At 62.1% G+C, this 21,581-nt stretch carries 17 protein-coding genes and 1 tRNA gene; 13 read left to right on the top strand and 5 right to left on the bottom strand.

Features of this window, described 5'->3' with window-relative positions; all coding sequences use genetic code 11:
- Nucleotides 1-31: 31 nt before the first annotated feature.
- From aroC to aroF, 5 genes are read right to left on the bottom strand one after another with little or no spacing between them, the layout of a single operon-like run.
- A complete protein-coding gene (gene aroC, locus DW899_RS04755; RefSeq protein WP_117800156.1) occupies nt 32-1,129 on the bottom strand; it encodes a chorismate synthase in 1,098 nt (365 codons plus the stop codon).
- Between the two features lies 1 nt (nt 1,130).
- Nucleotides 1,131-2,450, bottom strand: coding sequence for a 3-phosphoshikimate 1-carboxyvinyltransferase (aroA, locus tag DW899_RS04750; RefSeq protein ID WP_117800155.1), 1,320 nt, complete (start codon nt 2,448-2,450; stop codon nt 1,131-1,133).
- Nucleotides 2,444-3,550 (bottom strand): 3-dehydroquinate synthase, encoded by a 1,107-nt coding sequence (gene aroB, locus DW899_RS04745; RefSeq protein WP_117800154.1) that lies wholly within the window; start codon nt 3,548-3,550, stop codon nt 2,444-2,446. Before aroB ends, aroA begins: the two co-directional genes overlap by 7 nt.
- A 36-nt stretch (nt 3,551-3,586) precedes the next feature.
- Complete coding sequence (locus DW899_RS04740; RefSeq protein ID WP_117800153.1) at nt 3,587-4,501, bottom strand: prephenate dehydrogenase/arogenate dehydrogenase family protein; 915 nt, start codon at nt 4,499-4,501, stop codon at nt 3,587-3,589.
- A 3-nt stretch (nt 4,502-4,504) separates the two neighbouring features.
- Complete coding sequence (gene aroF, locus DW899_RS04735) at nt 4,505-5,527, bottom strand: 3-deoxy-7-phosphoheptulonate synthase (protein ID WP_117629151.1); 1,023 nt, start codon at nt 5,525-5,527, stop codon at nt 4,505-4,507.
- A gap of 204 nt (nt 5,528-5,731) precedes the next feature.
- Here aroF and DW899_RS04730 point away from each other — a divergent pair.
- From DW899_RS04730 to DW899_RS04670, 13 genes are all read left to right on the top strand, one after another.
- A tRNA-Arg gene (locus tag DW899_RS04730) sits at nt 5,732-5,808 on the top strand.
- 76 nt (nt 5,809-5,884) lie between these two features.
- Complete coding sequence (locus tag DW899_RS04725; protein WP_117800152.1) at nt 5,885-8,602, top strand: HAD-IC family P-type ATPase; 2,718 nt, start codon at nt 5,885-5,887, stop codon at nt 8,600-8,602.
- A gap of 103 nt (nt 8,603-8,705) precedes the next feature.
- Nucleotides 8,706-9,848, top strand: coding sequence for a zinc ribbon domain-containing protein (locus DW899_RS04720; RefSeq protein WP_158564348.1), 1,143 nt, complete (start codon nt 8,706-8,708; stop codon nt 9,846-9,848).
- 107 nt (nt 9,849-9,955) lie between these two features.
- Nucleotides 9,956-10,498, top strand: coding sequence for a peptidylprolyl isomerase (locus DW899_RS04715; protein ID WP_055249980.1), 543 nt, complete (start codon nt 9,956-9,958; stop codon nt 10,496-10,498).
- 11 nt (nt 10,499-10,509) lie between these two features.
- Nucleotides 10,510-11,814 (top strand): tetratricopeptide repeat protein, encoded by a 1,305-nt coding sequence (locus DW899_RS04710; protein ID WP_233539904.1) that lies wholly within the window; start codon nt 10,510-10,512, stop codon nt 11,812-11,814.
- 127 nt (nt 11,815-11,941) lie between these two features.
- Nucleotides 11,942-12,973: a rod shape-determining protein gene (locus DW899_RS04705; protein WP_006236061.1), complete on the top strand. Its 1,032-nt coding sequence runs from the start codon at nt 11,942-11,944 to the stop codon at nt 12,971-12,973.
- A 78-nt stretch (nt 12,974-13,051) separates the two neighbouring features.
- The gene (gene mreC, locus DW899_RS04700; protein WP_117800150.1) at nt 13,052-13,993 is read left to right on the top strand and encodes a rod shape-determining protein MreC; all 942 of its coding nucleotides are present in this window, start codon (nt 13,052-13,054) and stop codon (nt 13,991-13,993) included.
- Between the two features lie 11 nt (nt 13,994-14,004).
- Nucleotides 14,005-14,571 (top strand): hypothetical protein, encoded by a 567-nt coding sequence (locus DW899_RS04695; protein ID WP_117800149.1) that lies wholly within the window; start codon nt 14,005-14,007, stop codon nt 14,569-14,571.
- A gap of 13 nt (nt 14,572-14,584) precedes the next feature.
- A complete protein-coding gene (mrdA, locus tag DW899_RS04690) occupies nt 14,585-16,654 on the top strand; it encodes a penicillin-binding protein 2 (RefSeq protein WP_117800148.1) in 2,070 nt (689 codons plus the stop codon).
- Nucleotides 16,655-16,663: 9 nt separating this feature from the next.
- Complete coding sequence (locus tag DW899_RS04685; protein WP_055249988.1) at nt 16,664-17,890, top strand: FtsW/RodA/SpoVE family cell cycle protein; 1,227 nt, start codon at nt 16,664-16,666, stop codon at nt 17,888-17,890.
- A gap of 18 nt (nt 17,891-17,908) precedes the next feature.
- Entirely contained in the window at nt 17,909-18,838 is a 930-nt protein-coding gene (locus DW899_RS04680; protein ID WP_117800147.1) for a YcjF family protein, read from the top strand.
- 10 nt (nt 18,839-18,848) lie between these two features.
- Nucleotides 18,849-20,726: a TIGR03960 family B12-binding radical SAM protein gene (locus tag DW899_RS04675; protein ID WP_117800146.1), complete on the top strand. Its 1,878-nt coding sequence runs from the start codon at nt 18,849-18,851 to the stop codon at nt 20,724-20,726.
- Nucleotides 20,723-21,535 (top strand): TIGR03936 family radical SAM-associated protein, encoded by an 813-nt coding sequence (locus DW899_RS04670; protein WP_099431827.1) that lies wholly within the window; start codon nt 20,723-20,725, stop codon nt 21,533-21,535. Before DW899_RS04675 ends, DW899_RS04670 begins: the two co-directional genes overlap by 4 nt.
- Nucleotides 21,536-21,581: the final 46 nt, after the last annotated feature.

The following is a 21,581-nucleotide window of genomic DNA, read 5'->3' as shown; positions in this document are numbered from 1 at the left end:
CACGTGTCGGGGGATATTGAGGGGTGGGTAGTTAGCGCTGGGCGGCGTCTTCGAGGAGAGCGTCCCAAATCGCGAGGGCGGCGGCTGCTTCGGCTACGGGGACGGCTCGGGGGACGATGCAGGGATCGTGGCGGCCGTGGACCGAGAGCTCGGCATTTTCCATAGCGTCCATGTCCACCGTCTGCTGCTCACGGCCAATGGAGGGCGTCGGCTTTACGGCCATGCGCCACATGACGGGCGCGCCGGTCGAAATACCGCCCAGGATGCCGCCGGCGTTGTTGGACTCGACCTCGATCTCGCCGGTCTCGGCATCGATGCGATACGGATCATTGTTCTCGCTGCCGCGCATGGCGGCCACGGCAAAGCCCATGCCAAACTCCACGCCCTTTACGGCGGGAATGCCAAACGCGATCTGCGCGATGCGGTTCTCGATGCCGTCGAACATGGGGTCGCCGATGCCCGCGGGAAGCCCGTAAATGCCGCACTCCACGATGCCGCCGATGCTGTCGAGTTCGTCGCGCGCGGCTAGGATTTCCTCGCGCATGCGGCCGGCTGCGGCGGCGTCAATGCAAGGAAGATCGTTCGTCAGGATCGCCTTGCGGTCGGCCTCGCGATAGACCATATCGTCCATCGGCAGGTCGGAGATACCGCCGATCTGCGCGACGTGCGCCATCACTTTAATGCCGCGGGCCTCGAGTGCCTGCAGCGCAATGCCGCCGGCGATGCACAGGGGTGCCGTTAGGCGGCCGGAGAAGTGCCCGCCACCGGCGACATCGTGCATGTTGTGATACTTCACGCGCGCAGGGAAGTCCGCATGTCCGGGGCGGGGCTTGCGGCGCAGCTCGGAGTAATCCTTGGAGCGCGTGTTGGTGTTCTCGATAATCGCGGCGATGGGCGCGCCGGTGGTATGTCCATCGACCACACCGGCGATGATGTGGGCGTCGTCGGCCTCGCGGCGTTTGGTCGCGGTCTCGTCGCGACCGGGGGCACGACGGTCGAGGAAGGCCTGCAGCTGCTCCTGGTCAACAGCGATGCCCGCCGGAATGCCATCGAGGGAGCAGCCGATGGCGGGGGAGTGCGACTGGCCGAAGATGCTTACGTGCAAGACGTTGCCAAAGGTCGAGGACATGCTATTCCTCCTCGAGTGTGACCTTGCCGCCCAGCAGGCGGTAGTGGTCGAAGAAATCGGGATAGGACTTGTTGACGGCCTCGGCGCCGTGGATCACGACCTCGCCGGTGGCGCGGCTCGCGGCGATAGCGGCCATCATAGCGATGCGATGGTCGTTGTGCGAATCGACCTCGCCGCCGGTGAAGGCATCGACACCCTTGATGATGAGGTCATCGCCGGCAATGCGCACCTGCGCGCCCAACGCGGTGAGCTCGCGGGTGGTCGTAACCAGGCGGTCGGATTCCTTGATGCGCAGACGGGCGCAATCGCGGATAAAGGTGCGGCCCTGCGCCAGCGAGGCTACGGCCGAGATGACGGGCACCAGGTCGGGAATGTCGTGGGCGCTCATCTCAAAGCCGGCGAGCTTGTCGGACTGCACGGTGGCGGCGTTGGTGGAGCGCACGATGCGGGCGCCAAAGCGCGAAAGCGCGGCAAGCACGTTGCGGTCGCCCTGTGCGGAGCTCAGCGACACGCCCTCGACGGTGATGGGGTCGTTGCCGATGGCACCGGCGCACAGCCAAAAGGCGGCGTTGGACCAGTCACCCTCGACGGCTACGCTGCCGGGCGTGCGGTACGAGCCACTGCTCACGCGGAAGTTTGTGACCTCGGGCTGGCCGTCCTTGGCCGGAATACGCTCGACGCTAACCTCGACGCCAAAGGCCTTCATGGCCTGGATTGTCAGGTTGATGTAGGGGCGGCTCTCGATGAGGCCGGTTACCTGCACGCAGGAGGGCTGGGCCAGCAGCGGGGCTGCCAGCAGCAGGCCGGAGATATACTGCGAGCTCACGTTGCCCGGAAGCACAAAGGTGCCCGGGCGCATGCGGCCGCTCGTCTTGAGCGGAAAACCGCCCAGACCCTGTAGGTCGCAGCCGGCGGCGATGATCTCGTCCGAGAGCGGGGAGAGCGGGCGAGTGCCAAGGCGGCCCTGGCCCACGAAGGTGGCATCCGCACCCAACGCGCAGGCGACAGGCAGCATAAAGCGCAGCGTGGAGCCGCTTTCGCCGCAGTCAAGCGTGCCGCCGGCAAGGGCCTTGAGCAGGCCAAACTCAACACTCTTCATGGTGGGGTGGACCTGGAAGCCGTCCTCGACGGTCTCGATGCGAGCACCCAGGGCCGTAAGGCAACGCACCGTGGCCTCGATGTCGGCGCAGGTAGTGTTGCAGGTAACGTGCGTCTCGCCGTTGGCAAGCGCGGCGCAGATGATCAGGCGATGCGCCATCGACTTGGACGCGATGGCGGGAACGGTGCCCTTGAGCGGGGACGGGGTGATGCGGGCTAGCATGCGGATGCGTCTCCCTTCTGGCCGAGGCCTTCGGCAATGAGTTCGTGGAAAGTGGAAAGCGGCGTGCGGTCGATGCTGCAGCGGCCAATGCCGTGCGGAATCACCAGGTCGATGGTGTCGCCCGCGCGCTTCTTGTCGTGGAGCGCCTCGGCAAAGACGGCATCGACATCGAGGTCGCAGCGGGTCTTGAGGCCATGGCGGGTGCAGAGCTCCTCAATACGATCGGGCAGTGCGGCATCGCAGACGCCGTGCAGGGCCGCGGCGCGCGTGATGATGCCCATGCCGATCGACACGCAGTTGCCGTGTCCGAGCTCAAAGTGCTCGCAGGCCTCAACGGCGTGTCCGGCGCTGTGTCCAAAGTTGAGGAGCTTGCGCTGGTTGGTCTCGCGCTCGTCGGCTACGACCACGGCGCGCTTGATGTCGATATTGCGGGCGATGATGAGTGCTACGCGGGCCACATCGCGGTTGAGCAGCTCCAGCGTGAGCGGGGTCTTCTCCAGTTCGACGAAAAGCTCCGGATCGGCAATCACGGCGTGCTTGACGACCTCGCCGCAGCCGTCGGCGAACTGCTCGGGCGTGAGGGTGGCCAGGCACCCCACGTCGGCGATGACCACGCTCGGCTGCCAAAAGGCGCCGGCCAAGTTCTTGCCGGCAGCCAGGTCGATGGCCGTCTTGCCGCCCACCGACGAATCCACCATGGCTAGCAGACTCGTGGGAATCTGCACAAACTTGCAGCCGCGCATGTAGGTGGCGGCCACAAAGCCCGCCACGTCGCCTACGACGCCGCCGCCGAGTGCCACGATCACGTCGGAGCGCGAAAGCTCGTGCTCGGCTACAAACTCCAAAATGGCAACATAGGTCTCGGCGCGCTTATGGGCCTCGCCGGCCTCGAAGGTGCAGATGCTCACCTCGTAGCCTGACGCCTCCAAGCTCTGCTTAACGGGCATCTGGTAGAGCGGGCCCACGTTGGTGTCCGTCACGATGACGGCCTTGGCGCCGCCGGCAGTGGCGCGCACGAGCGGTCCCGACTGCTCCAGCAAAAACGTGCCAACATGCACCTGGTAGGGGCGTGCGGTGTCGATATCGATGGTAATCGCCATAAGCTTCGGTCCTTTCGACCTGGCGTGATAGGTGGTCTAGTGGGAGGCCTCGTCGTCGAGTGCACGCTTAATGCGGTCGCCCTCGGCAAGGAGATTCTCTAGATAGCGCTGGTCGCGGTCCTTGAGCGCACGGCTGTAGGCGCCAAGCGACTCGATCAGATGGTCGATTTCGAAGGCGAGCGCGTCGGCGTCGTCGATCATGAGCTCGGACCACATCTGGGGGTTGAGGTGTGCCACGCGGGTGAGATCGCGGTAGCTGCCGGCCGAAAAACCGTGGTGGACCTGAGCGGTCGGGCTCTTAACATAGGCGTTGGAGACGACATGCGCGAGCTGGCTCGTAAAGGCGATGACGCGGTCGTGCTCGGCGGCGCTGGTCACGCTGAACTTGCCAAAGCCCAAGGGGCGTACCATCTCGCGCACCTGGCCCAAGAGCTCGAGCTTAAGGGCATCGTCTACCGCGGGTGGAACGAGCACGAGCGGTGCGTCCTGGAACAGGTCGGCGCGGGAATGCGCGTAGCCCGAGAACTGCGTGCCCGCCATGGGGTGCGCGCCCACAAAGTAAAAACCGTGCTCGCGGGCAAGCTCAAAGGCGCGCTCGCACACGATACCCTTGACGCCCACCGTGTCAATTACCACGGGGCCCATGATGGCCTCGGTATCGGTGGCGTCGGCGAGTGCCTGGGCGTGTGCCTCGAGCCACTCGATGCAGGCTTCGGGGTAGCAAGCCAGGACGATGATGTCGCATTCGCCGAGCGTCTCGTCGTTGAGCTCGCCGGCAACGGTGCCCATGCTGGCGGCCGTCATGACATCGTCATCGGGATCCCGGGCCAGCACGCGGACGCCCGCCTGCGCATAGCCGCGGGCAAAGCTGCCGCCGATGAGGCCAAGGCCGACGATGCCGGCGCACTTGGGGCCGCCCTGGTTAACGCGCGCGTTTCTCACTGTACCCATGGGCTACTCCATGGTCTCTTGGCAGACGACCTCGCGGATGGCTCGGATGCGGCGCATGGTGTCGTCGAACTGATCGGGGGTGAGGGCCTGGGCGCCGTCGGACCAGGCGCGGCTCGGCTCGTCGTGGACCTCGATCTCCAGGCCGTTGGCGCCGCAGGCGGTCGCGGCGAGCGCCATGGGCTCAACGTAGCGGGTGTAGCCGGTGGCGTGGCTGGGGTCGGCGACGACGGGCAGGTGCGACAGGTGGTGCAGCACCGGCACGGCATTGAGGTCGAAGGTGTTGCGGGTGCGGGTCTCGAAGGTGCGGATGCCGCGCTCGCACAGGATGACGTTGTCGTTGCCCTCGCTCATGATGTACTCGGCGGCCATGAGCAGCTCATCGATCGTGCCGGACATGCCGCGCTTAAGCAAGATCGGAGTCTTGGTCTTGCCGACCTCTTTGAGCAGAGGGAAGTTCTGGGCGTTGCGGGCGCCGATCTGCATGACGTCGATCTTCTTGTCCAGGAAGACCTGCACGTCGCGCGGGTCCATGATCTCGGTGACGATCGGCATGTCGAGCTCGGCAGACGCCTCGCACAGCAGGTCCAGACCGGCGGGGCCCATGCCCTGGTAGGCGTACGGGGAAGTGCGGGGCTTGTAGGCGCCGCCGCGCAGCATCGTGGCGCCGGCGGCCTTCACGCGGCGTGCGATGCGGATGAGGTTCTCGCCCTCGACGGAGCACGGGCCGGCGATGACCTGGAACTGATCGCCGCCGATCTTGACGCCGTGGCCGCAGTCGATGACGGAGTCCTCGGGGTGGAACTTGCGGTTGGCGCGCTTGAACGGCTCGGAGACGCGCTGCACGCGCTCGACGACATCCATGGACTCGAGCAGGAACGGGTCGATCTTGGTCGTATCGCCCACCAGGCCGATGATCGTCTCATTCTCGCCGCGCGAGACATCGGTCTTCAGGCCCTTTTTCTCAATCCAGCTGACGATATGGCTGACGGCCTCGTCGCTGGCGCTCTGCTTTAAAATTGCAATCATGGTGTGCCTCTCACCTCGATGGATAACCCTTGCAAAAACGGCCCGCATCGCGAGCCGTGTACATATGGTGCATGAGAGTTTATACTATCTGACTCGCTTTTGCCTTCTAAAGTGGGCCGTTGAGCCGCGTCTTCCTCGGAATTGCAAAGCTTTTTCTTTTATTTTGATAGCCCGTGGTGCACTTGGGTATAATGCCAAGCGTTGGCCCTATTAGCTCAGGGGATTAGAGCGTCTGCCTCCGGAGCAGAAGGCCGTTGGTTCGAATCCAACATGGGGCACCATCGAACGTGAGACCGTCCGAACCTCGTATGGTCCGGGCGGTTTTTCTTATACCGACGCGACGTGATGGGACGTGGTATGGCAGCAACGGATATCGAGCGCGGACTCTCGACCGCCGAGGTCGAGGAGCGCATCGCCGCCGGTAAGATCAACCGCAACATGGAGCTCAAGACCAAGTCGGTCAAGGAGCTCATCATCGAGAACCTCTGCACGCTGTTCAATTTGATCAACGTGATCTTGGCGTTCCTGGTCATTTTGACCGGTTCGTTTAAGAATCTGACGTTCCTGTTCGTGGTGTTCCTCAATACCGCTATTGGCGTCATTCAGTCCATGCGTTCCAAAAAGATGGTCGATAAGCTCACGCTGCTGACCTCCAAGAAGGCCATCGCGGTGCGCGACGGCTCCGAGGTGGAGCTCGACCTGGACCAGATCGTGCTCGACGACATCATCCGCCTGGGGCGCGGCGACCAGATCCCCGCTGACGCCGTGGTGGTTTCGGGCGAGGCGCTCGTGAACGAGAGCCTGCTGACGGGCGAGAGCGATCTTATTAAGAAACAGCCCGGTTCCGAGCTCATGAGCGGCAGCTTTATCGACTCGGGTCTGCTGCGCGCCCGCGTGATCCATGTCGGCGCCGACAACTACGTGGCCAAAATTAATAACGAGGCCAAGTACGTCAAAAAGGTCAATTCCGAGATCATGAACGCGCTTAACGCCATCGTGCGCTTTGCGAGCATCATCATGATCCCGCTCGGTTTGGCGTTGTTTGCCTCGAGCGTGAGCGAGCTGTGGGATGCCGCGGGAACCCCAGGCAATAGCGCGCTTTCGTGGTGCTTCTCCGAGCTGTTGGCTGGTCATGTGCCTTCGTCGGCGCTGCTGTCCACGGTGGGCGCCCTGCTGGGCATGATCCCGCAAGGCCTGGTGCTGCTGACCTCGTCGGTGCTCGCCATCGCCACGGTGCGCCTGGCCCGCCGCAAGGTACTCGCGCAGCAGCTCTACTGCATTGAGACGCTCGCGCGCGTCGACGTGCTGTGCCTGGACAAGACGGGCACCATCACGTCGGGCCGCATGGAGGTCGAGGGTACCTATCCGCTGCCGGTCGAGGGTATGGGTGCGGGGGAGGGCGACGCCGCCGTTCCCGTCGATACCACGGTGCTCGATTTTGCTCTGGCTAACGTCGCACGTGCGACCTCGGCCGATGCCAACGAGACCTGCCAGGCGCTGCTCAACTACTACGCCGACCGCCCGGTCGAGGTGTCTGAGCCGCTGTCGGTCATTCCGTTCTCGTCGTCCAAAAAGTGGAGCGGTGCCTCGTTTGCGCAGGGCTCCTATGTGATGGGCGCGGCGCAATTTGTGCTTTCAGAGCGCGCCTTTTCGCAGGTCGAGAACCGCGTGGCCGAACTTGCCGACACCTGCCGCGTGCTTGTGGTGGCCTGCGTGGACGGCTTTACGCCCGATGGCGATATGGTGGGCGAGGCCGAGCCCGTGGGCTTTGTGACCATTCGCGACGAGATCCGCACCTCGGCCGCCGAGACCATCGGGTACTTTAACGAGCAGGGCGTGACCCTCAACGTGATCAGTGGCGACGACCCGCGTACGGTGTCGTCGATTGCGCGCGTGGTGGGCGTGCCGGGGGCGGACGCTTATGTGGACGCCACGACGCTCGATACGCCGGCCAAGCTCGATGCCGCAGTGGACCGCTACCATGTCTTTGGTCGTGTGACCCCGCAGCAGAAGCGCGAGCTCGTGCAGGCACTCAAGCGCCGCGAGCACACCGTGGCCATGACGGGCGACGGCGTTAACGATGTGCTAGCGCTCAAGGAGGCTGACTGCTCCGTCGCCATGGCGGCTGGCTCCGACGCCGCGCGTAACGTGGCCGAGATCGTACTCGTCGACAACGACTTTGCCTCGATGCCCGCCGTGGTGGCCGAGGGCCGTCGCTCCATCAACAACCTGCAGCGCTCCGCGGCGCTGTTCCTGACCAAAACGCTGTTCTCGATGGGCTTGGCGGCGCTGTGCATCGCGCTGCCGCCGTACCCCTTCGAGCCCATCCAGATGACGCTCATTAACTTCTTCTGTATTGGCGCGCCGGGCTTTGTGTTGGGCCTGGAGCCCAACAATGCTCGCGTGAAGGGATCGTTCCTGACGAACGTGCTCAAGCGGGCACTGCCGGCGTCGATTGCGGTCATTTTGGCTGCGGCGCTCGATATCTTTGTGGCGCGGGTGTTTGGCTTTAGCCAGCTCACGCTGTCTACGATGTGCCTGCTTACGTCGTGCGCGGCGAGTGTCAGCCTGATCTGGCGTATCTCGCAGCCCCTCACGCCCTTACGTGTGGCGCTCTTTGTGTTTGTAGTTGCCGGCATCCTGACGGGCGTTATCGGATTCCCGAAGCTGCTGTCTATTGCCAACCTGTCGATGGGCCAGATGGTTATCTTGGCTGTCATCGTGGTCATCACCTGCTCGGTGTTCTTTAAGCTCGCCACGATGATGGATTCGCTCAAGCCGCGTCGTCGTCATGCCGCAACTGGTTTTGGCCGCGGTGTGCGCGTCCGCTTGGGTCGCGGTGGCGGCAAGGTGAGCTCGACGGGTTCGACGGCCGAGCGTTTTGCCAAGCGCGTCGCCGCCGACATGGCGCAGCGCCGCGAAGCTCGCACCGTTCGTGAGGCCGAGGCCCGCGCACTCGAGGGCGTGGCCCAGGCCCAGCCCAAGAAAAAGAAGAGTACCGGAGTCAAGCGCTCCCGCGTAACCAAGTCCGCCCAAGGCATCAAAGTCTCGATGTCGAGCAAAAAGAAGAAGTAACTACGCGCCCTGGCGATGTTGAATTGGTGCCTTGCTCCTGTGGGGCCGTGGCGATGTTATGCTCTAACCTCGATTATTTGAATTGCTTCGAAAAGAGGATGCCGTGATCTGCCCGCATTGCCTTAAGACTATCGAGGACGGCGCCTCGTTCTGCCCCTACTGCAACGCCTATGTGGGTCCGGGCGATGGTCCCGAGCACACCGAGTTCGTGTTCTGTGAGGGCTGCGGTGCCCGTCTTTCTCCGCATGATCGTACGTGCCCCAAATGCGGACGCCCCGCTCCGGGTATCCTCTCCGAGGATGCGGCAGCATCCGACCTGGCAGCGGGCCGCACGGCGGGCTTTCCGCGCCTAACGCAAGAGCAGATCGATACCGAGGTGCCGCATGCGCCGGCCTCTGCCGCTGCGGTGCTTTCGGACGCCGCCGACCCCAATGAGACCTGCGTGCTGCCGGCTTTCGATAAGGATTTCGGTATCCCCAAGGTCGATATTCCCATGCCCGTTTCCCTGCATGACGATGCTCAAAAACCCAAGCGCAAGGTGCACCCCGACGAGGACGCCTATCACAAGCACAAGCGTCATATTCCCAAGCCGCTTATCGTAATCGCGGTCCTTGCCGTCGTTTGCGGCGGTGCCTATTGGTTCGTGACGACCGATCCCATGGGTGTTATGCCCGGCTTCTACGACCAGTTTGGCCAAGCTGCACAGACCACCTTCCCCACGCGCCAAAAGGGCGAGGCCACTGAGGACGATACCAAGCAGGACGATTCTGCGGAGGTGGTCCAGGAAGAAACCGTGCTCACCGATGATCAGCTCTATACCAGGCTCGACGGTCTGTATCAGACCATCGTGTCCTACGCTGACGAGGACCAGATCGGCGAGGTCATCGATTCCTTTAACAACGGCTATCTCCGAACGCCGCTGTCCACCCGTCAGGAGCTGTCGCAGAGTGCCTACGCCCTGCGCGACCAGATCAAAAAGACGCAAGATGAGCTCAACAACCTTAAGTACCAGGACGATACGGTCTATGCGGATGACATCGCCCACTTAAAGCAGCTTGCCGAGTGGATGTATGAGCGCGTTGACGTGATCTGCCAGAGCTGGGATATCTCGCTGGCCATTCCCGATGGCGAGTCGATGAGTTCCCACCAAAGCGAGATCCTGGCGCCCATCGCGCAGGGTGGCAACAGCGCGCTGAACCAGTACGATGCCAATGTGGGTTCCTGGAAGCCGCAGCAGCGTTCCTAAAATTAGTTCGCCATAGTCGGCATAACCTACGTGCGCAATTGATGTAAGCCCGTGCTTATTGCTACAATTCGTACAAATATGCTTTAAACGCACGAGGAAGGAACCACATGTTTGGTTTTAAGAAAGAGCTCTACACGCCCGAGTATCAGCTTGTCGGCGACGAGTGCGCCGTAATCGAGACGTCGAAGGGTACCATCAAGGTCAAGTTTGACGGCGAGGGCGCTCCCATTCATGTCGCGAACTTCTGCGAGCTTTCCACGATGGGCTTCTATGATGGCCTTAAGTTCCATCGCTATGTGCCCGGTTTTGTTATCCAAGGTGGCGACCCCAATACCCGCGACATGTCCGGCGCCGACGTCGCCGCCGGTCTTGAGGGCCCCGACGGCATGCCCGGTACCGGTGGCCCCGGCTACTGCATCAAGGGCGAGTTTGCCACCAATCCGCGCAACAGCCATGTCGATGGCGCTCTTGCCATGGCACGCTCCATGGATCCCGATTCCGCGGGTTCGCAGTTCTACTTCTGCCTGGGTGCCCAGCATAACCTCGATTCTGGTTACACCGTCTTTGGTACCACGGTCGAGGGTCTCGATGTGATTTCGCAGCTGCGTGCCGGCGACGAGATCGTCCATGTCGAGATTGTTCACGAGTAAAGGGGACTTTCTTGAATAGCCAGCTGATCCAACAGGGCCGCGCCGCTTACCGCGCGGGTGATTTTTCTGCTGCAGCCCAGATGCTTGGGGCGGCAAAGACTCCCGATGAGATTATGGGCGAGGCCGATCACCTTCGTGGCAACGCCTTGATGCACCTGGGCATGTATGCCGAGGCTGCCGAGGCCTATGCCGCCGCCCTCAACGACGGCACCTACGGCAAGCGCGGCGCGCTGCTCACCAACCGCGGCAAGGCGCTTGCCGCCGTGGGCGACTACACGACGGCCGCTCAGGCGTTCTCTGCTGCTACGCAGGATGCTTCCTATGCCACGCCGTTCAAGGCCTATCTGGGCCTGGGCAATGCTCTGTTCCAGTCGGGCGACTATGCCAACGCAGGAACCGCCTTCCGTCAGGCTGCCATCGACGGCGCCAATCCGGCTCCTGCCGCCGCACTCGGCGAGCTCGGTCGTTGCTTCATTAAGCTCGGCCGTCCGGCGGATGCCGTGGAGACCTACCGCACGGCTATCGACTTTGCCGGCCCCCGCGACGACACGCGTGCGCTCAACGCCGGCATGGGTCAGGCGCTTTCTGCCGCCGGCCGTCCCTCCGACGCACTCGACGCCTTTAACGCCGCTACTGCCGATGGCATCTACCAGCTCACCTCCGAGCAGGCCGATGAGCTTGCCCGCGTGCACGATTCGCTTGCCGCGCTGTCTGCCCAGACGGCTATGGCCACGGCTCCGGCGCCCGCGATGGACGCTCCTGCCGTCGATCCGCTCGATCCTACGGGCGCGACCGGTCAGTTTATGCCCGATCCCTCGGACACCGGCTTCTTTACGCTGTCCGAGTCCGAGATGGTCCAGCAGGACCGTCAGGATCGTAAGCAGGCCAAGGTCCGTCGTCGCCATCGCCACACGGGTCTTAAAGTCTTCATCGTGCTGCTTCTGCTCATTTTGATCGCCGCGGGCGGTCTGGGCTTTGCCTACACGCGCGGCTTTGGCTTCCCGTCTCAGGAGTCTGTCGTTACCGATCTGTTCCAGGCTGCCGGCGACGGTGACGCCGCAAGGGCCGAGTCTTGCCTGGCCTCGAGCCTGTCCGAGGACGCTAAGTCGATGATCATCTCCTCGATTCCGCAGGGTGCCACCGTGTCCGTTGAGGGCATGGATCAGTCCATGACCGAGACGACCGCCAAGGTGAAGGCATCGCTGTCCAAGGGCGGCGAGCAGGAGTACACCGTCAAATTCGTGCGCTCCGACAACCATATCGGCTGGGCCGTTTCTTCGCTTGATATGGATTTCTCGGCTGCTGACAACCAGTAGTGACCTTATGGGATTTAGCTTTGCCCGGCGCTTCACCGCAAGTGAGGCGCCGGGCTTGCGCTAGTATGATGAGCTAGTAGTTTTCCAGCAATCATCCAACACATCAGGAGTTGCGTTGTTTTCTTTGATGGATATGTTCTTCGGTAGCTATGCGGGCGATCTTGCCATCGACCTCGGCACCGCCAATACGCTTGTCTCCGTGCGCGGCAAGGGCATCGTCATTCGCGAGCCCTCTGTTGTCGCCATCGACAAGAACGACGAGCGCATCTTGGCGGTCGGTATCGAGGCAAAGCGCATGCTCGGCCGTACGCCCGGCAACATCGTGGCCGTTCGTCCCCTGAAGGACGGCGTCATCGCCGACTTCGATGTTACCGAGGCCATGCTTCGCTACTTTATCGACAAGGCGTCCGAGAAGCGCTATCCGTGGACTCCGCGTCCGCGTGTTGTCGTCTGCGTTCCCTCCGGTGTCACGTCGGTCGAGAAGCGCGCTGTCTTTGAGGCCACGATCCAGGCCGGTGCCCGCCAGGCCTATCTGATCGAAGAGCCCATGGCGGCTGCCATCGGCGCCGACCTGCCCGTCGAGGAACCCACCGGCTCCATGGTCATCGACATCGGTGGCGGTACCACCGAGGTTGCCGTTATCGCTATGGGCGGCATCGTCGTCTCGCAGTCCATCCGTATTGCCGGCGACGAGTTCGATCAGGCCATCCTCACGCACGTTCGTGATGCCTACAACCTGGCCATCGGCGAGCGTACGGCAGAGGACATCAAGATCAAGGTCGGCTCCGCCGTGCCGCTCAAGGATGAGCTCGACGTCGAGGTCAACGGCCGCGACGTGATCACCGGTCTGCCCAAGACCGTGCGCATCGAGAGCGAGGAGATTCGTCGCGCGCTCAACAAGCCGCTCGACGAGATGGCCAAGGCCGTCAAGGACGCACTCGACGCTACGCCTCCCGATCTTGCCTCGGACCTTATGTACTATGGCATTTTGCTGACCGGTGGCGGCGCGCTGCTGCGCGGTCTCGATGTGCGCCTGCGCGATGAGACCGGCGTTTCGGTCAACGTCAGCCCCACGGCGCTCGATAACGTTGTTAACGGCTGTGCCCGCGTGCTCGAGGCCAATGCGTTTGATGGCGGCTTCGTCCAGACCAATGCTTAATTTCCAAAAGGTGGATTCCATTTGGCACGATCTTCGGGTTTCTCCACAAATCTGAATACCAAGCGACAATCAACGGGTATGCGCCCGTTGATTGTTTTCAGCCTGATTTCGGTGTTGCTGCTCACGTTTTACATCCGCGAGGGCGAGACGGGGCCGATTCATGCCGTGCGCTCGGGCGTGACGACGATTACCTCGCCGGTGCGCTTTGTGGGCTCGGCTGTGGCGGCTCCCTTCAATGCGATCGGTAACGTGTTCTCTAACCTTACGGCGTCACAGGACACGCTTGACGAGCTTAAGAAGCAAAATGAGGAGCTGACCTCCAAGGTTGCCGAGCTCTCCGAGGCTCAAAAGACCGCCGAGCGACTGGAGGGTCTGGTCGGTCTGCAGTCGACCTACAACCTCAAATCGACCGCTGCTCGTATCGTTGGTGCCTCCGGCGATGCCTGGACCTCGACCGTTACCATCGACAAGGGCTCTGCCGACGGGCTTACCATCAACATGCCCGTGACGAGTTCTGCCGGTGTTATCGGCCAGATTATCGAGGTATCGGCCAAGACCTCTACCGTGCGCCTGATTGGCGACGAGAACTCCGGCGTATCCGCCATGGTGCAGGACACGCGCGCCCAGGGTATGCTGCAGGGTCAGGCTGACGGCACGCTGCGTCTTGAGTACGTGAGCGTCGACTCCGATGTTAAGGTTGGCGACATCATCGTGACCTCGGGCATTGGCGGTGTGTTCCCCAAGGGTCTACCGCTCGGCACCGTCTCGTCGGTTGAGAAATCGGCAAACGACGTGTACTACACCATTGTGGTGCGCGCCCAGACGACGGCCGAGAACAACGAGGAAGTGCTGGTCATCACCTCGCTGACCGACGAACAGTCGGCCTCGGATGAGGACGTGAGCACCGCTAATAGCACGCCGCAGGGAACGTCGCGCGATGCTGCGACCAAGACGAAGGACGAGAGCTCGGATGACGGTTCCGACACGTCCGAGACGACCGATTCCGGCTCGAGCGAATAGGGGGCATGTCCATGGATCTACACGAGCAGGGGATGAGCTCCCGTACGTTTGTAATCGCCGCCATCGTGTGCGTGCTGCTGCAGGCAGGCCTGGCACCGCAGATCTCCATTGCGGGCGGTCGCGTCAACTTTATGATTATCCTGGTGTGCATAAGCGTGTTCTCGGGCGACCCGACCCGTGCCGTCGTGTGCGGTTTTTGCAGCGGCTTGTTCTATGACCTTTCCGCTGCCGTGCCGGTGGGCGTTATGTCGCTCCTGCTGACCGTGGGTTCTTTTGCCCTGGTGCATAGCGCCGCCGGTCAGACGGGCGGTACCCCGAGTGCGCGCGGCATCACTGTGGGTGCCTTCGCGCTCGTCATTAATGTGATCTACAGCATCATCTTGCTGTTTATGGGTTTGGAGACGAGCTTTGTCGTGGCGGTCTTCGGCCATGCGCTGCCGTCTTCGATCCTGACGGGTTTGGTTGCCATTCCGTTTTTGATGTCCGGCGTCGTGCCGCAGTCCGGTTATGGATTCTCCGCACGTGGCGGACGCCAGACGGGCATGCGCTTTAAGCCCAAGACCCGTAAGCTCAAATAGGGGAGGCTCGTAGATGTCTTCCCAGATGACGGTTATTATCGCCGGTATCGTGCTGGTTGTGGCCATCGTGGTCGCGCTGGTCATCATGCGTCGCGGCGATTCCCGTTTTACCTACGATACGCAGCATGGAACGGCCCCGCGCGCCACCGAGGGCGAGGGCAATACCGCGGCGACCGCCTTTAAGGGCCGCTTCTCCATCCTCACCACGGGTGTGGGCGCGATGTTCGCGGCGCTTGCCGTCAAGCTGTGGGGCATGCAGATGGTCTCGTCGGACTATTACGAAAAGCAGGCTAATAGCAATCAGACGCGCACCGTTACCACACCCGCTGTGCGCGGCCGCATCCTCGACCGCAATGGCGTGGCACTTGTCCAGAACCGTCCCTCACTTGCTGTCGTGGCCTACCGCGACCTTGCCGAGGATGAGGTTCTGGTTCGCCATCTTGCCAACGTGCTCGGTATGCCCTACGTGGCGGTTCTGCGCAATATTCAGGACAATTCCGAGGGCGCCCAGAGCCTGCATACCATCGCGACGGACGTCCGTCGTTCCACGGTTGCCTATATCAAGGAGCACGCAGGCGAGTTCCCGGGCGTCAAGATTGCCGAGCGTACCGAGCGCCAGTACCCGTACGGCGAGACGGCCTGTCACATTTTGGGCTATACCGGCACCATTACCTCCGAGCAGCTCGAGGCCCAGAATAAGAAAACCTCTGGCGATGATGATGCTTCTGCTGGCAAGATTACGTACCAGTCGGGCGATATCGTGGGCCAGGCGGGTGTTGAGAGCTACTACGAAAACCTGCTGCAGGGTATTCGTGGCGAGCAGACCGTCAAGGTCGATGCCTCGGGCAATGTGACCGGTCAGGCCGGCGCCGTGCCCGCCAAGGCCGGCTCCGACATTAAGCTCACGCTCGACCTTAAGATCCAACAGGCCTGTGAGACGGCGCTGGCGAGCGCCATCGAGCTTGCCAAGACCACCGGCTACAGCAATGCCGGCAACGGCGCTGTGGTGTGCCTCGATCCCAACAATGGTGAGATCCTGGGCATGGCGAGCGAGCCCAAGTTCGATCCGTCCGTCTTTATCGGCGGCGTCTCAAATGACGTGTGGACCGAGCTCAATGATGACAAGGGTTCGCACCCGCTGCTCAACCGCGCCATTAGCGGACAGTACATGTCGGCCTCGACCATCAAGCCGCTCTCGGCACTGGCCGGTCTTGAGTTTGGAACCTACACTTCAACGCAGACAACCAACTGCACGGGCTATTGGACGGGCTTGGGCAAGGCTTGGGGCAAGCGCTGCTGGCTGACGTCTGGACACGGCACCATGACGCTGCAGTCGGGTATTGCCAACTCGTGCGACCCCGTCTTCTACGATATGGGCAAGGCGTTCTTTTATGACGAGCAACATTCCGAGGGCCTGCAGGAGGTCTTTCGTCGCTGGGGCCTAGGCAAGACCTGCGGTATCGATTTGCCGAGTGAGGGCGCGGGCCGTATTCCCGATGCCGAGTGGAAAGAGTCGTACTTTACCGACGCCTCTGCCGAGGACCGCAAGTGGAATGCCGGCGATATGACCAACATTGCCATCGGCCAGGGCGACATTTTGGTGACGCCTTTGCAGATGGCATGCGCCTACATGGGCCTTGCCAACGGCGGTAAGCAGTACGTGCCTCACGTGTTTTTGTCTGCCGTGTCGCGCGATGGCGACGGCGATGCCTATAAGTACAACGGCAAAGGCAAGAAGAAGCGCCTGGAGGCCAAGATCAACAGCGATTCGGATTTGGCTCTTGTTCGCAACGGCATGCACGACGTGATTTACACGGCATCGACGTCCCTGGCGGCTCACTTTGGCACCCTGACGCCGCAGGTATACGGCAAGTCGGGCACGGGCGAGAAAAGCGGCGAGGACGAATACGCGTGGTTCTGCGCCTATGCGCCGGCCGATGATCCCAAGTATGTCATCGCTACTGTCCTGGAGCAGGGCGGCGGTGGCTCAGATACCGCGATGCATGTCGTGCGCGACGTGCTCGGCGCGATTTATGACGAGCCCGATACCTCTTCGGCCTCGGGCGATTCTTCGGTTCGATAGGAGGTTGCGATGGATTTTTCTCCGGCGGATCTGTTCCGTTCAACCAAGACCGGCTCTCGCAGCAGCCTGGACCGCGTCAACAAGCAACTTTCGGCCTCGCGCGGTACGTTTCGCCAAAAGGTGCATATCGGTGTGCTGCTGGCTACCGTCGCGCTCGTTGCCTATGGCGCCATCATTATTTGGTCGGCGTCACAGTTTAAGGCCGACGCCTCATTCTCGCGCCACCTGCTGGGCATTGGCATTGGCGCGGTGCTTGCGGTGCTCGTCTGGCGTACCGATCTGCGCGGCATCTCTAACTTCTCGACGGCGCTGCTCGTCATTGACCTTATTGTGATCTTCTCGCCCAAGATTCCGGGCCTGTCCTATACGGGCGGTCTGGGCATGACGGGCTGGATCAAGATTCCCGGTATCGGCTTGACATTCCAGCCGGTTGAGCTTGCCAAGCTCATCACCATCTTCTTTATCGCCACGCTTGGCTCGCAGTATAACGGCCGCATCGATACCGTTCGCGACTACGTCAAGCTCTGCGGCATGCTGTCCATTCCGTTTTTGGCCGTCGTCGCCATGGGCGACCTGGGCTCGGGCCTGGTCGTGCTGGTCTCGGGCGCCATCGTCATCTGCATGAGCGGTGCACGCCGCGAATGGGTGCTGTCGACCCTGGCCCTGCTCGTGGGCCTGGTGGCCCTCGTCCTGGCGCTCGATTCGGTCTTTGATTCGTTGCTCGGCCACGATGTGCTCATCAAGCAGTATCAGATGAACCGTCTGACGGTCTTTATCGACCCCGATAATGCCGATTCGGACGATGCCTACAACCTGCAGCAGTCGCTTATCGCCGTTGGCTCGGGCGGCTTCTTTGGTAAGGGTTTGGGCCATGCGACGCAGTCGGCCGGCGGCTTTCTGCCCGAGTTCCACACCGACTTCGTCTTCGCCTTCCTGTCCGAGACCTTTGGCTTTTGCGGTTCCTTTTTGCTCCTGTGCCTCTACGTGCTGCTGATCTTTTCGACGATTCGCGTCGCCTTTAAGTGTGAGTCGCTGTTCTTGCGCCTATCGTGTGTGGGCATCGTTGGCATGTGGGCGTTCCAGACCTTCGAAAACATCGGCATGTGCATCGGCATGATGCCGATTACCGGTATTCCGCTACCGTTTATTAGCTTCGGTTCGTCTTCGATGATGATTCAGCTGCTGACGGTGGGTATCGTACAATCCATATGGCGGCATCGTTCGGGCGCCGCGTAACCGCTGGAGGGGTTTGCTATGAAAATTCCCGTAGATAAGCTGACCCGCGCTTTTAAGATGGGCGCGTCCGTTAAGAAGGATTCCGATACGCCGGTGCGCGTCTCGGTCTATTTGGATTCGTCCGCCTCGCGCTTTCTGGCCGAGACGGTGCGTGACGCCTTTGTACCGCAGACGACCTCGGGCATTGTGCGCGTCGAGCGTCTGGGGGAGGAGCGAATTGCTCCAAAGACCGATACCGATGTGGTGCTGGTGCTCTCGTGCGGCTCCGACCGCTTGGAGAGTGCCGTGCAGGAGCTCGTGATCGCCGGCGCCCCCGTGTGCGTGCTTGCCGAGTCTGCTGTGGAGGTGCCGTTTATCGAGGAGTCCACGCCTGTGCTCGGCGTGGTAGCGGCAACCGATAAGACGTATCTGCTCGAGACGCTTGCCCGCTGGATTCTCGATCGCACCGAAAAGGAAACGGCTTTTGCGGCGAACTTTGCCTTCATGCGCATCGCGGCGGCCAATCGTATCATCACCTCGTGCGCGCTCACCAATATGGCGACCGGTGCGCTGGTGTTTTTGCCGGGTGCCGATTATCCCGTTATGGCGCTGGCGCAGGTGGGCATGCTCTTTGAGCTCGCTGCCGTCTTTGGACGCGGCATTAAGCCTGAGCGCGGCTACGAGGTCGCGGGCGTGCTTGTCGGCGGTCTTGTGATCCGCGCGGTCACCCGCGCGCTCGTCAAGCAGACGCCGCATATTGGGTTTGCCGTCAAGGCGCTCACTGCTGCCGCGGGCACCTATGGCATGGGCCGTGCGCTCGTTTCGCTCTACGAGCGCGATGTCGACTACAGCCGTGCCAACGAGGTGGTCACTGCCACGTTCTCCCGCGTTCGCGATCTGGTGACCACGGTCGCGGGCGCTACCCGTCCTATGGCGTCCTACCAAGACGCGTCCGATCTCGCTGCTTAGGGGTTTTCCGTTGCGCGTTCCGTATCAAGACTGTTTTCATTTAATTGAGCCGCTGCTCGCCAAGGTCGAAAAGCCGAGTCGCTATATCGATCACGAGTGGGGCACGCTTTCCAAGGCCGATGCCGACTACCGTTGCTGCCTGATCTACCCGGATGTGTACGAGGTTGGTCTGCCCAACCAGGGTATCGCCATCCTCTACAACATCCTTAACCAGGCCGAGGGCATCTCCTGCGAGCGTGGCTATGTGCCGTGGCCCGATATGGGTGACGCTATGCGCGAGGCAGGCATTCCGCTGCTCTCGCTCGAGGGTGCAGCGCCGGTCGCTTCGTTTGATATCGTCGGCCTGCATGTGCCGCACGAGATGGCGGTGACGAACTTCCTTGAGGCACTCGATCTCGCTGGCATTCCGCTGTTAGCGGCCGACCGAGGTGAAGACGACCCCATCATCATCGCCGGCGGCCCCTCGGTGTACAACCCCGAGCCGTACGCGGCCTTCTTCGATGCCATCCTCATCGGCGAGGGCGAGGAATCGCTGCTCGAGACCTGCCAGCTGCATCGCCGCCTGCGCGACGAAGGAGTCCCGCGCGCGCAGATTGTTGAGCAGCTTGCATCCATTGCCGGCAACTACGTGCCGTCGCTCTATGAGGTTCGTCACGACGAGCCCTGCTCGCCGCACGGCTACACCGTGCCGCGCGAGGGCAAGGATGCGCCGACCGTGGTCTACAAACGCGTCGTCGAGGATTTCGGCGCCACGAATCCGCTGTCGCAGTCGTGCGTGCCCTATGCGCAGCTGGTTCACGACCGCCTGTCTATCGAGATTCTGCGCGGCTGCGCTCGCGGCTGTCGTTTTTGCCAGGCCGGCATGACGTATCGCCCGGTGCGTGAGCGTTCGGCCGACCAGATCGTCTCGTCGGTGATTCAGGGTCTGGAAAAGACCGGCTATGACGAGGTGTCGCTGACCTCGCTCTCCACGACCGACCACTCCTGCATTCGTGACGTGCTTGACAGGCTCAACCGTCGCCTGGAAGATACGGGTATTCGCGTGTCTATTCCGTCGCAGCGCTTGGATTCGTTTGGCGTGGATATGGCCGAGTCGGTCGCCGGCGAAAAGAAGGGCGGCCTGACGTTCGCGCCCGAGGCCGGCAGCCAGCGCATGCGCGACATCATTAACAAGAACGTGACCGAGGGGGACCTGGACCGTGCGGCCAAGGCGGCCTTCGAGGCCGGCTGGAACCGCATGAAGCTCTACTTTATGATGGGCCTTCCCGGCGAGCGCGACGAGGACATCGTGGCCATCGCCAATCTGGCCGATCACGTGCTGGAGCTCGGTCGTTCCGTGGTGCCCAAGGCTCGTCGCGGCTCGATCTCGGTGTCGATCTCGGTTTCGGTCTTTATCCCCAAGGCTGCCACGCCGTTCCAGTGGTGCCCGCAGCTCGACTACGACGACGTCAAGCGTCGCCAGAAGCTGCTCATCACGAGCGTTCGCAACCGTGCCGTCCGCGTTCATTACCACGATGCCGAGACCTCGCTCATCGAGGCCGCGCTGTCCCGCGCCGGTCGTGACATGACGCCCGTCATCATCGACGCTTGGCGCTCGGGCTCTCGCTTTGACGCCTGGGTAGAGCATTTCTCGCTCGATAACTGGAAGGAGGCTGCTGCCAAAAACGGCATCGACCTCAATGAGCTCGTGCACCTGCCCTACGAGTTGGACTGGCGCCTGCCGTGGGAGCATGTGAGCCCCGGCTGCACGCGTGGCTTCCTCGAGCGCGAGTACCGTCGCTCGCTCGAGGGTGTCACGACTCCCGACTGCACCCGCACGTCGTGCACCGGCTGCGGAATCTGCCCCACGCTCCACGTCAAGAATGTATTGATGGGTGATCGCGCATGAGTGAGCGCCTGACCGACAACCCCACGCTCTTTAGGCTTCGTGTTCGCTATGGCAAGCGCGATCGCCTTAAGTACCTGGGCCATCTCGAAGTAATCCATACCATTGAGCGCATCGTGCGCCGTGCGGGACTTCCCTATGCCGTCACGCAGGGCTTCTCTCCGCACATGCGCGTGGGCTTCTCTTCGGCGCTACCGGTGGGTACGTCGTCGACCTGCGAGTGGTATGACCTGTTTATGACCGAGTTCGTGGCGCTCGACGAGGCGTTTGGGCGCCTGGCTGCGGCGTCACCGGCCGATCTGGCGCCCATCGAGGCGGCGTATATCGACGTGCGCACGCCGGCGTTGACGGCGCAGCTCACGCGTCTGTCGTATCGCATCGACCTGCACTTGGATCCCGAGGCGCCCGTAAGCGCCGACGAGGTGCGTCGTGCGATCGACACGCTGCGCGCCGACCATGGCATCGACTACGCGCGCGGCAAAAAGAGCAAGCGCTTGGATTTGGATCACACGCTCGTGGGCTATGAGCTCACGGCTGGGGAGCGTCCGGACCATCTGGTGCTCATGCTCGACACCCATGCCGACAACGAGGGCTCCATGCGTCCGGAAATTTTGCTTTCCGCTGCTGATGTTTTGTTGCAGGGCTTGACCCCGGGCGTGGATGCACCTATTGTTTCCACCGGTATGCAAGACCTCGTGACCATCTGCTCCTACGATGTCGAGCGTCAGAATCAAGCATGCGAGGACGACGAGGGCCGACTCGTCAGCCCCATACCTGTGCGAACTTGTGGATTTGCTCCACATACTCGTTGACGGGGGTATTTTCGCCTGCTACTATATTCGGCTGTTGCACTAACTG

This window comes from Collinsella sp. AM41-2BH, from assembly GCF_003468085.1.
Lineage (GTDB): Bacteria > Actinomycetota > Coriobacteriia > Coriobacteriales > Coriobacteriaceae > Collinsella.
The sequence above is the reverse complement of the archived record's forward strand: the minus strand, read 5'-3'. Positions and strand labels throughout refer to the sequence as shown.

Coding starts and splice junctions, on each gene's coding strand:
- aroC (WP_117800156.1), bottom strand. CDS start 1,129: ATGTCCTCGACCTTTGGCAACGTCTTGCACGTAAGCATCTTCGGCCAG.
- aroA (WP_117800155.1), bottom strand. CDS start 2,450: ATGCTAGCCCGCATCACCCCGTCCCCGCTCAAGGGCACCGTTCCCGCC.
- aroB (WP_117800154.1), bottom strand. CDS start 3,550: ATGGCGATTACCATCGATATCGACACCGCACGCCCCTACCAGGTGCAT.
- DW899_RS04740 (WP_117800153.1), bottom strand. CDS start 4,501: ATGGGTACAGTGAGAAACGCGCGCGTTAACCAGGGCGGCCCCAAGTGC.
- aroF (WP_117629151.1), bottom strand. CDS start 5,527: ATGATTGCAATTTTAAAGCAGAGCGCCAGCGACGAGGCCGTCAGCCAT.
- DW899_RS04725 (WP_117800152.1), top strand. CDS start 5,885: ATGGCAGCAACGGATATCGAGCGCGGACTCTCGACCGCCGAGGTCGAG.
- DW899_RS04715 (WP_055249980.1), top strand. CDS start 9,956: ATGTTTGGTTTTAAGAAAGAGCTCTACACGCCCGAGTATCAGCTTGTC.
- DW899_RS04705 (WP_006236061.1), top strand. CDS start 11,942: ATGGATATGTTCTTCGGTAGCTATGCGGGCGATCTTGCCATCGACCTC.
- mreC (WP_117800150.1), top strand. CDS start 13,052: ATGCGCCCGTTGATTGTTTTCAGCCTGATTTCGGTGTTGCTGCTCACG.
- DW899_RS04695 (WP_117800149.1), top strand. CDS start 14,005: ATGGATCTACACGAGCAGGGGATGAGCTCCCGTACGTTTGTAATCGCC.
- mrdA (WP_117800148.1), top strand. CDS start 14,585: ATGTCTTCCCAGATGACGGTTATTATCGCCGGTATCGTGCTGGTTGTG.
- DW899_RS04685 (WP_055249988.1), top strand. CDS start 16,664: ATGGATTTTTCTCCGGCGGATCTGTTCCGTTCAACCAAGACCGGCTCT.
- DW899_RS04680 (WP_117800147.1), top strand. CDS start 17,909: ATGAAAATTCCCGTAGATAAGCTGACCCGCGCTTTTAAGATGGGCGCG.
- DW899_RS04670 (WP_099431827.1), top strand. CDS start 20,723: ATGAGTGAGCGCCTGACCGACAACCCCACGCTCTTTAGGCTTCGTGTT.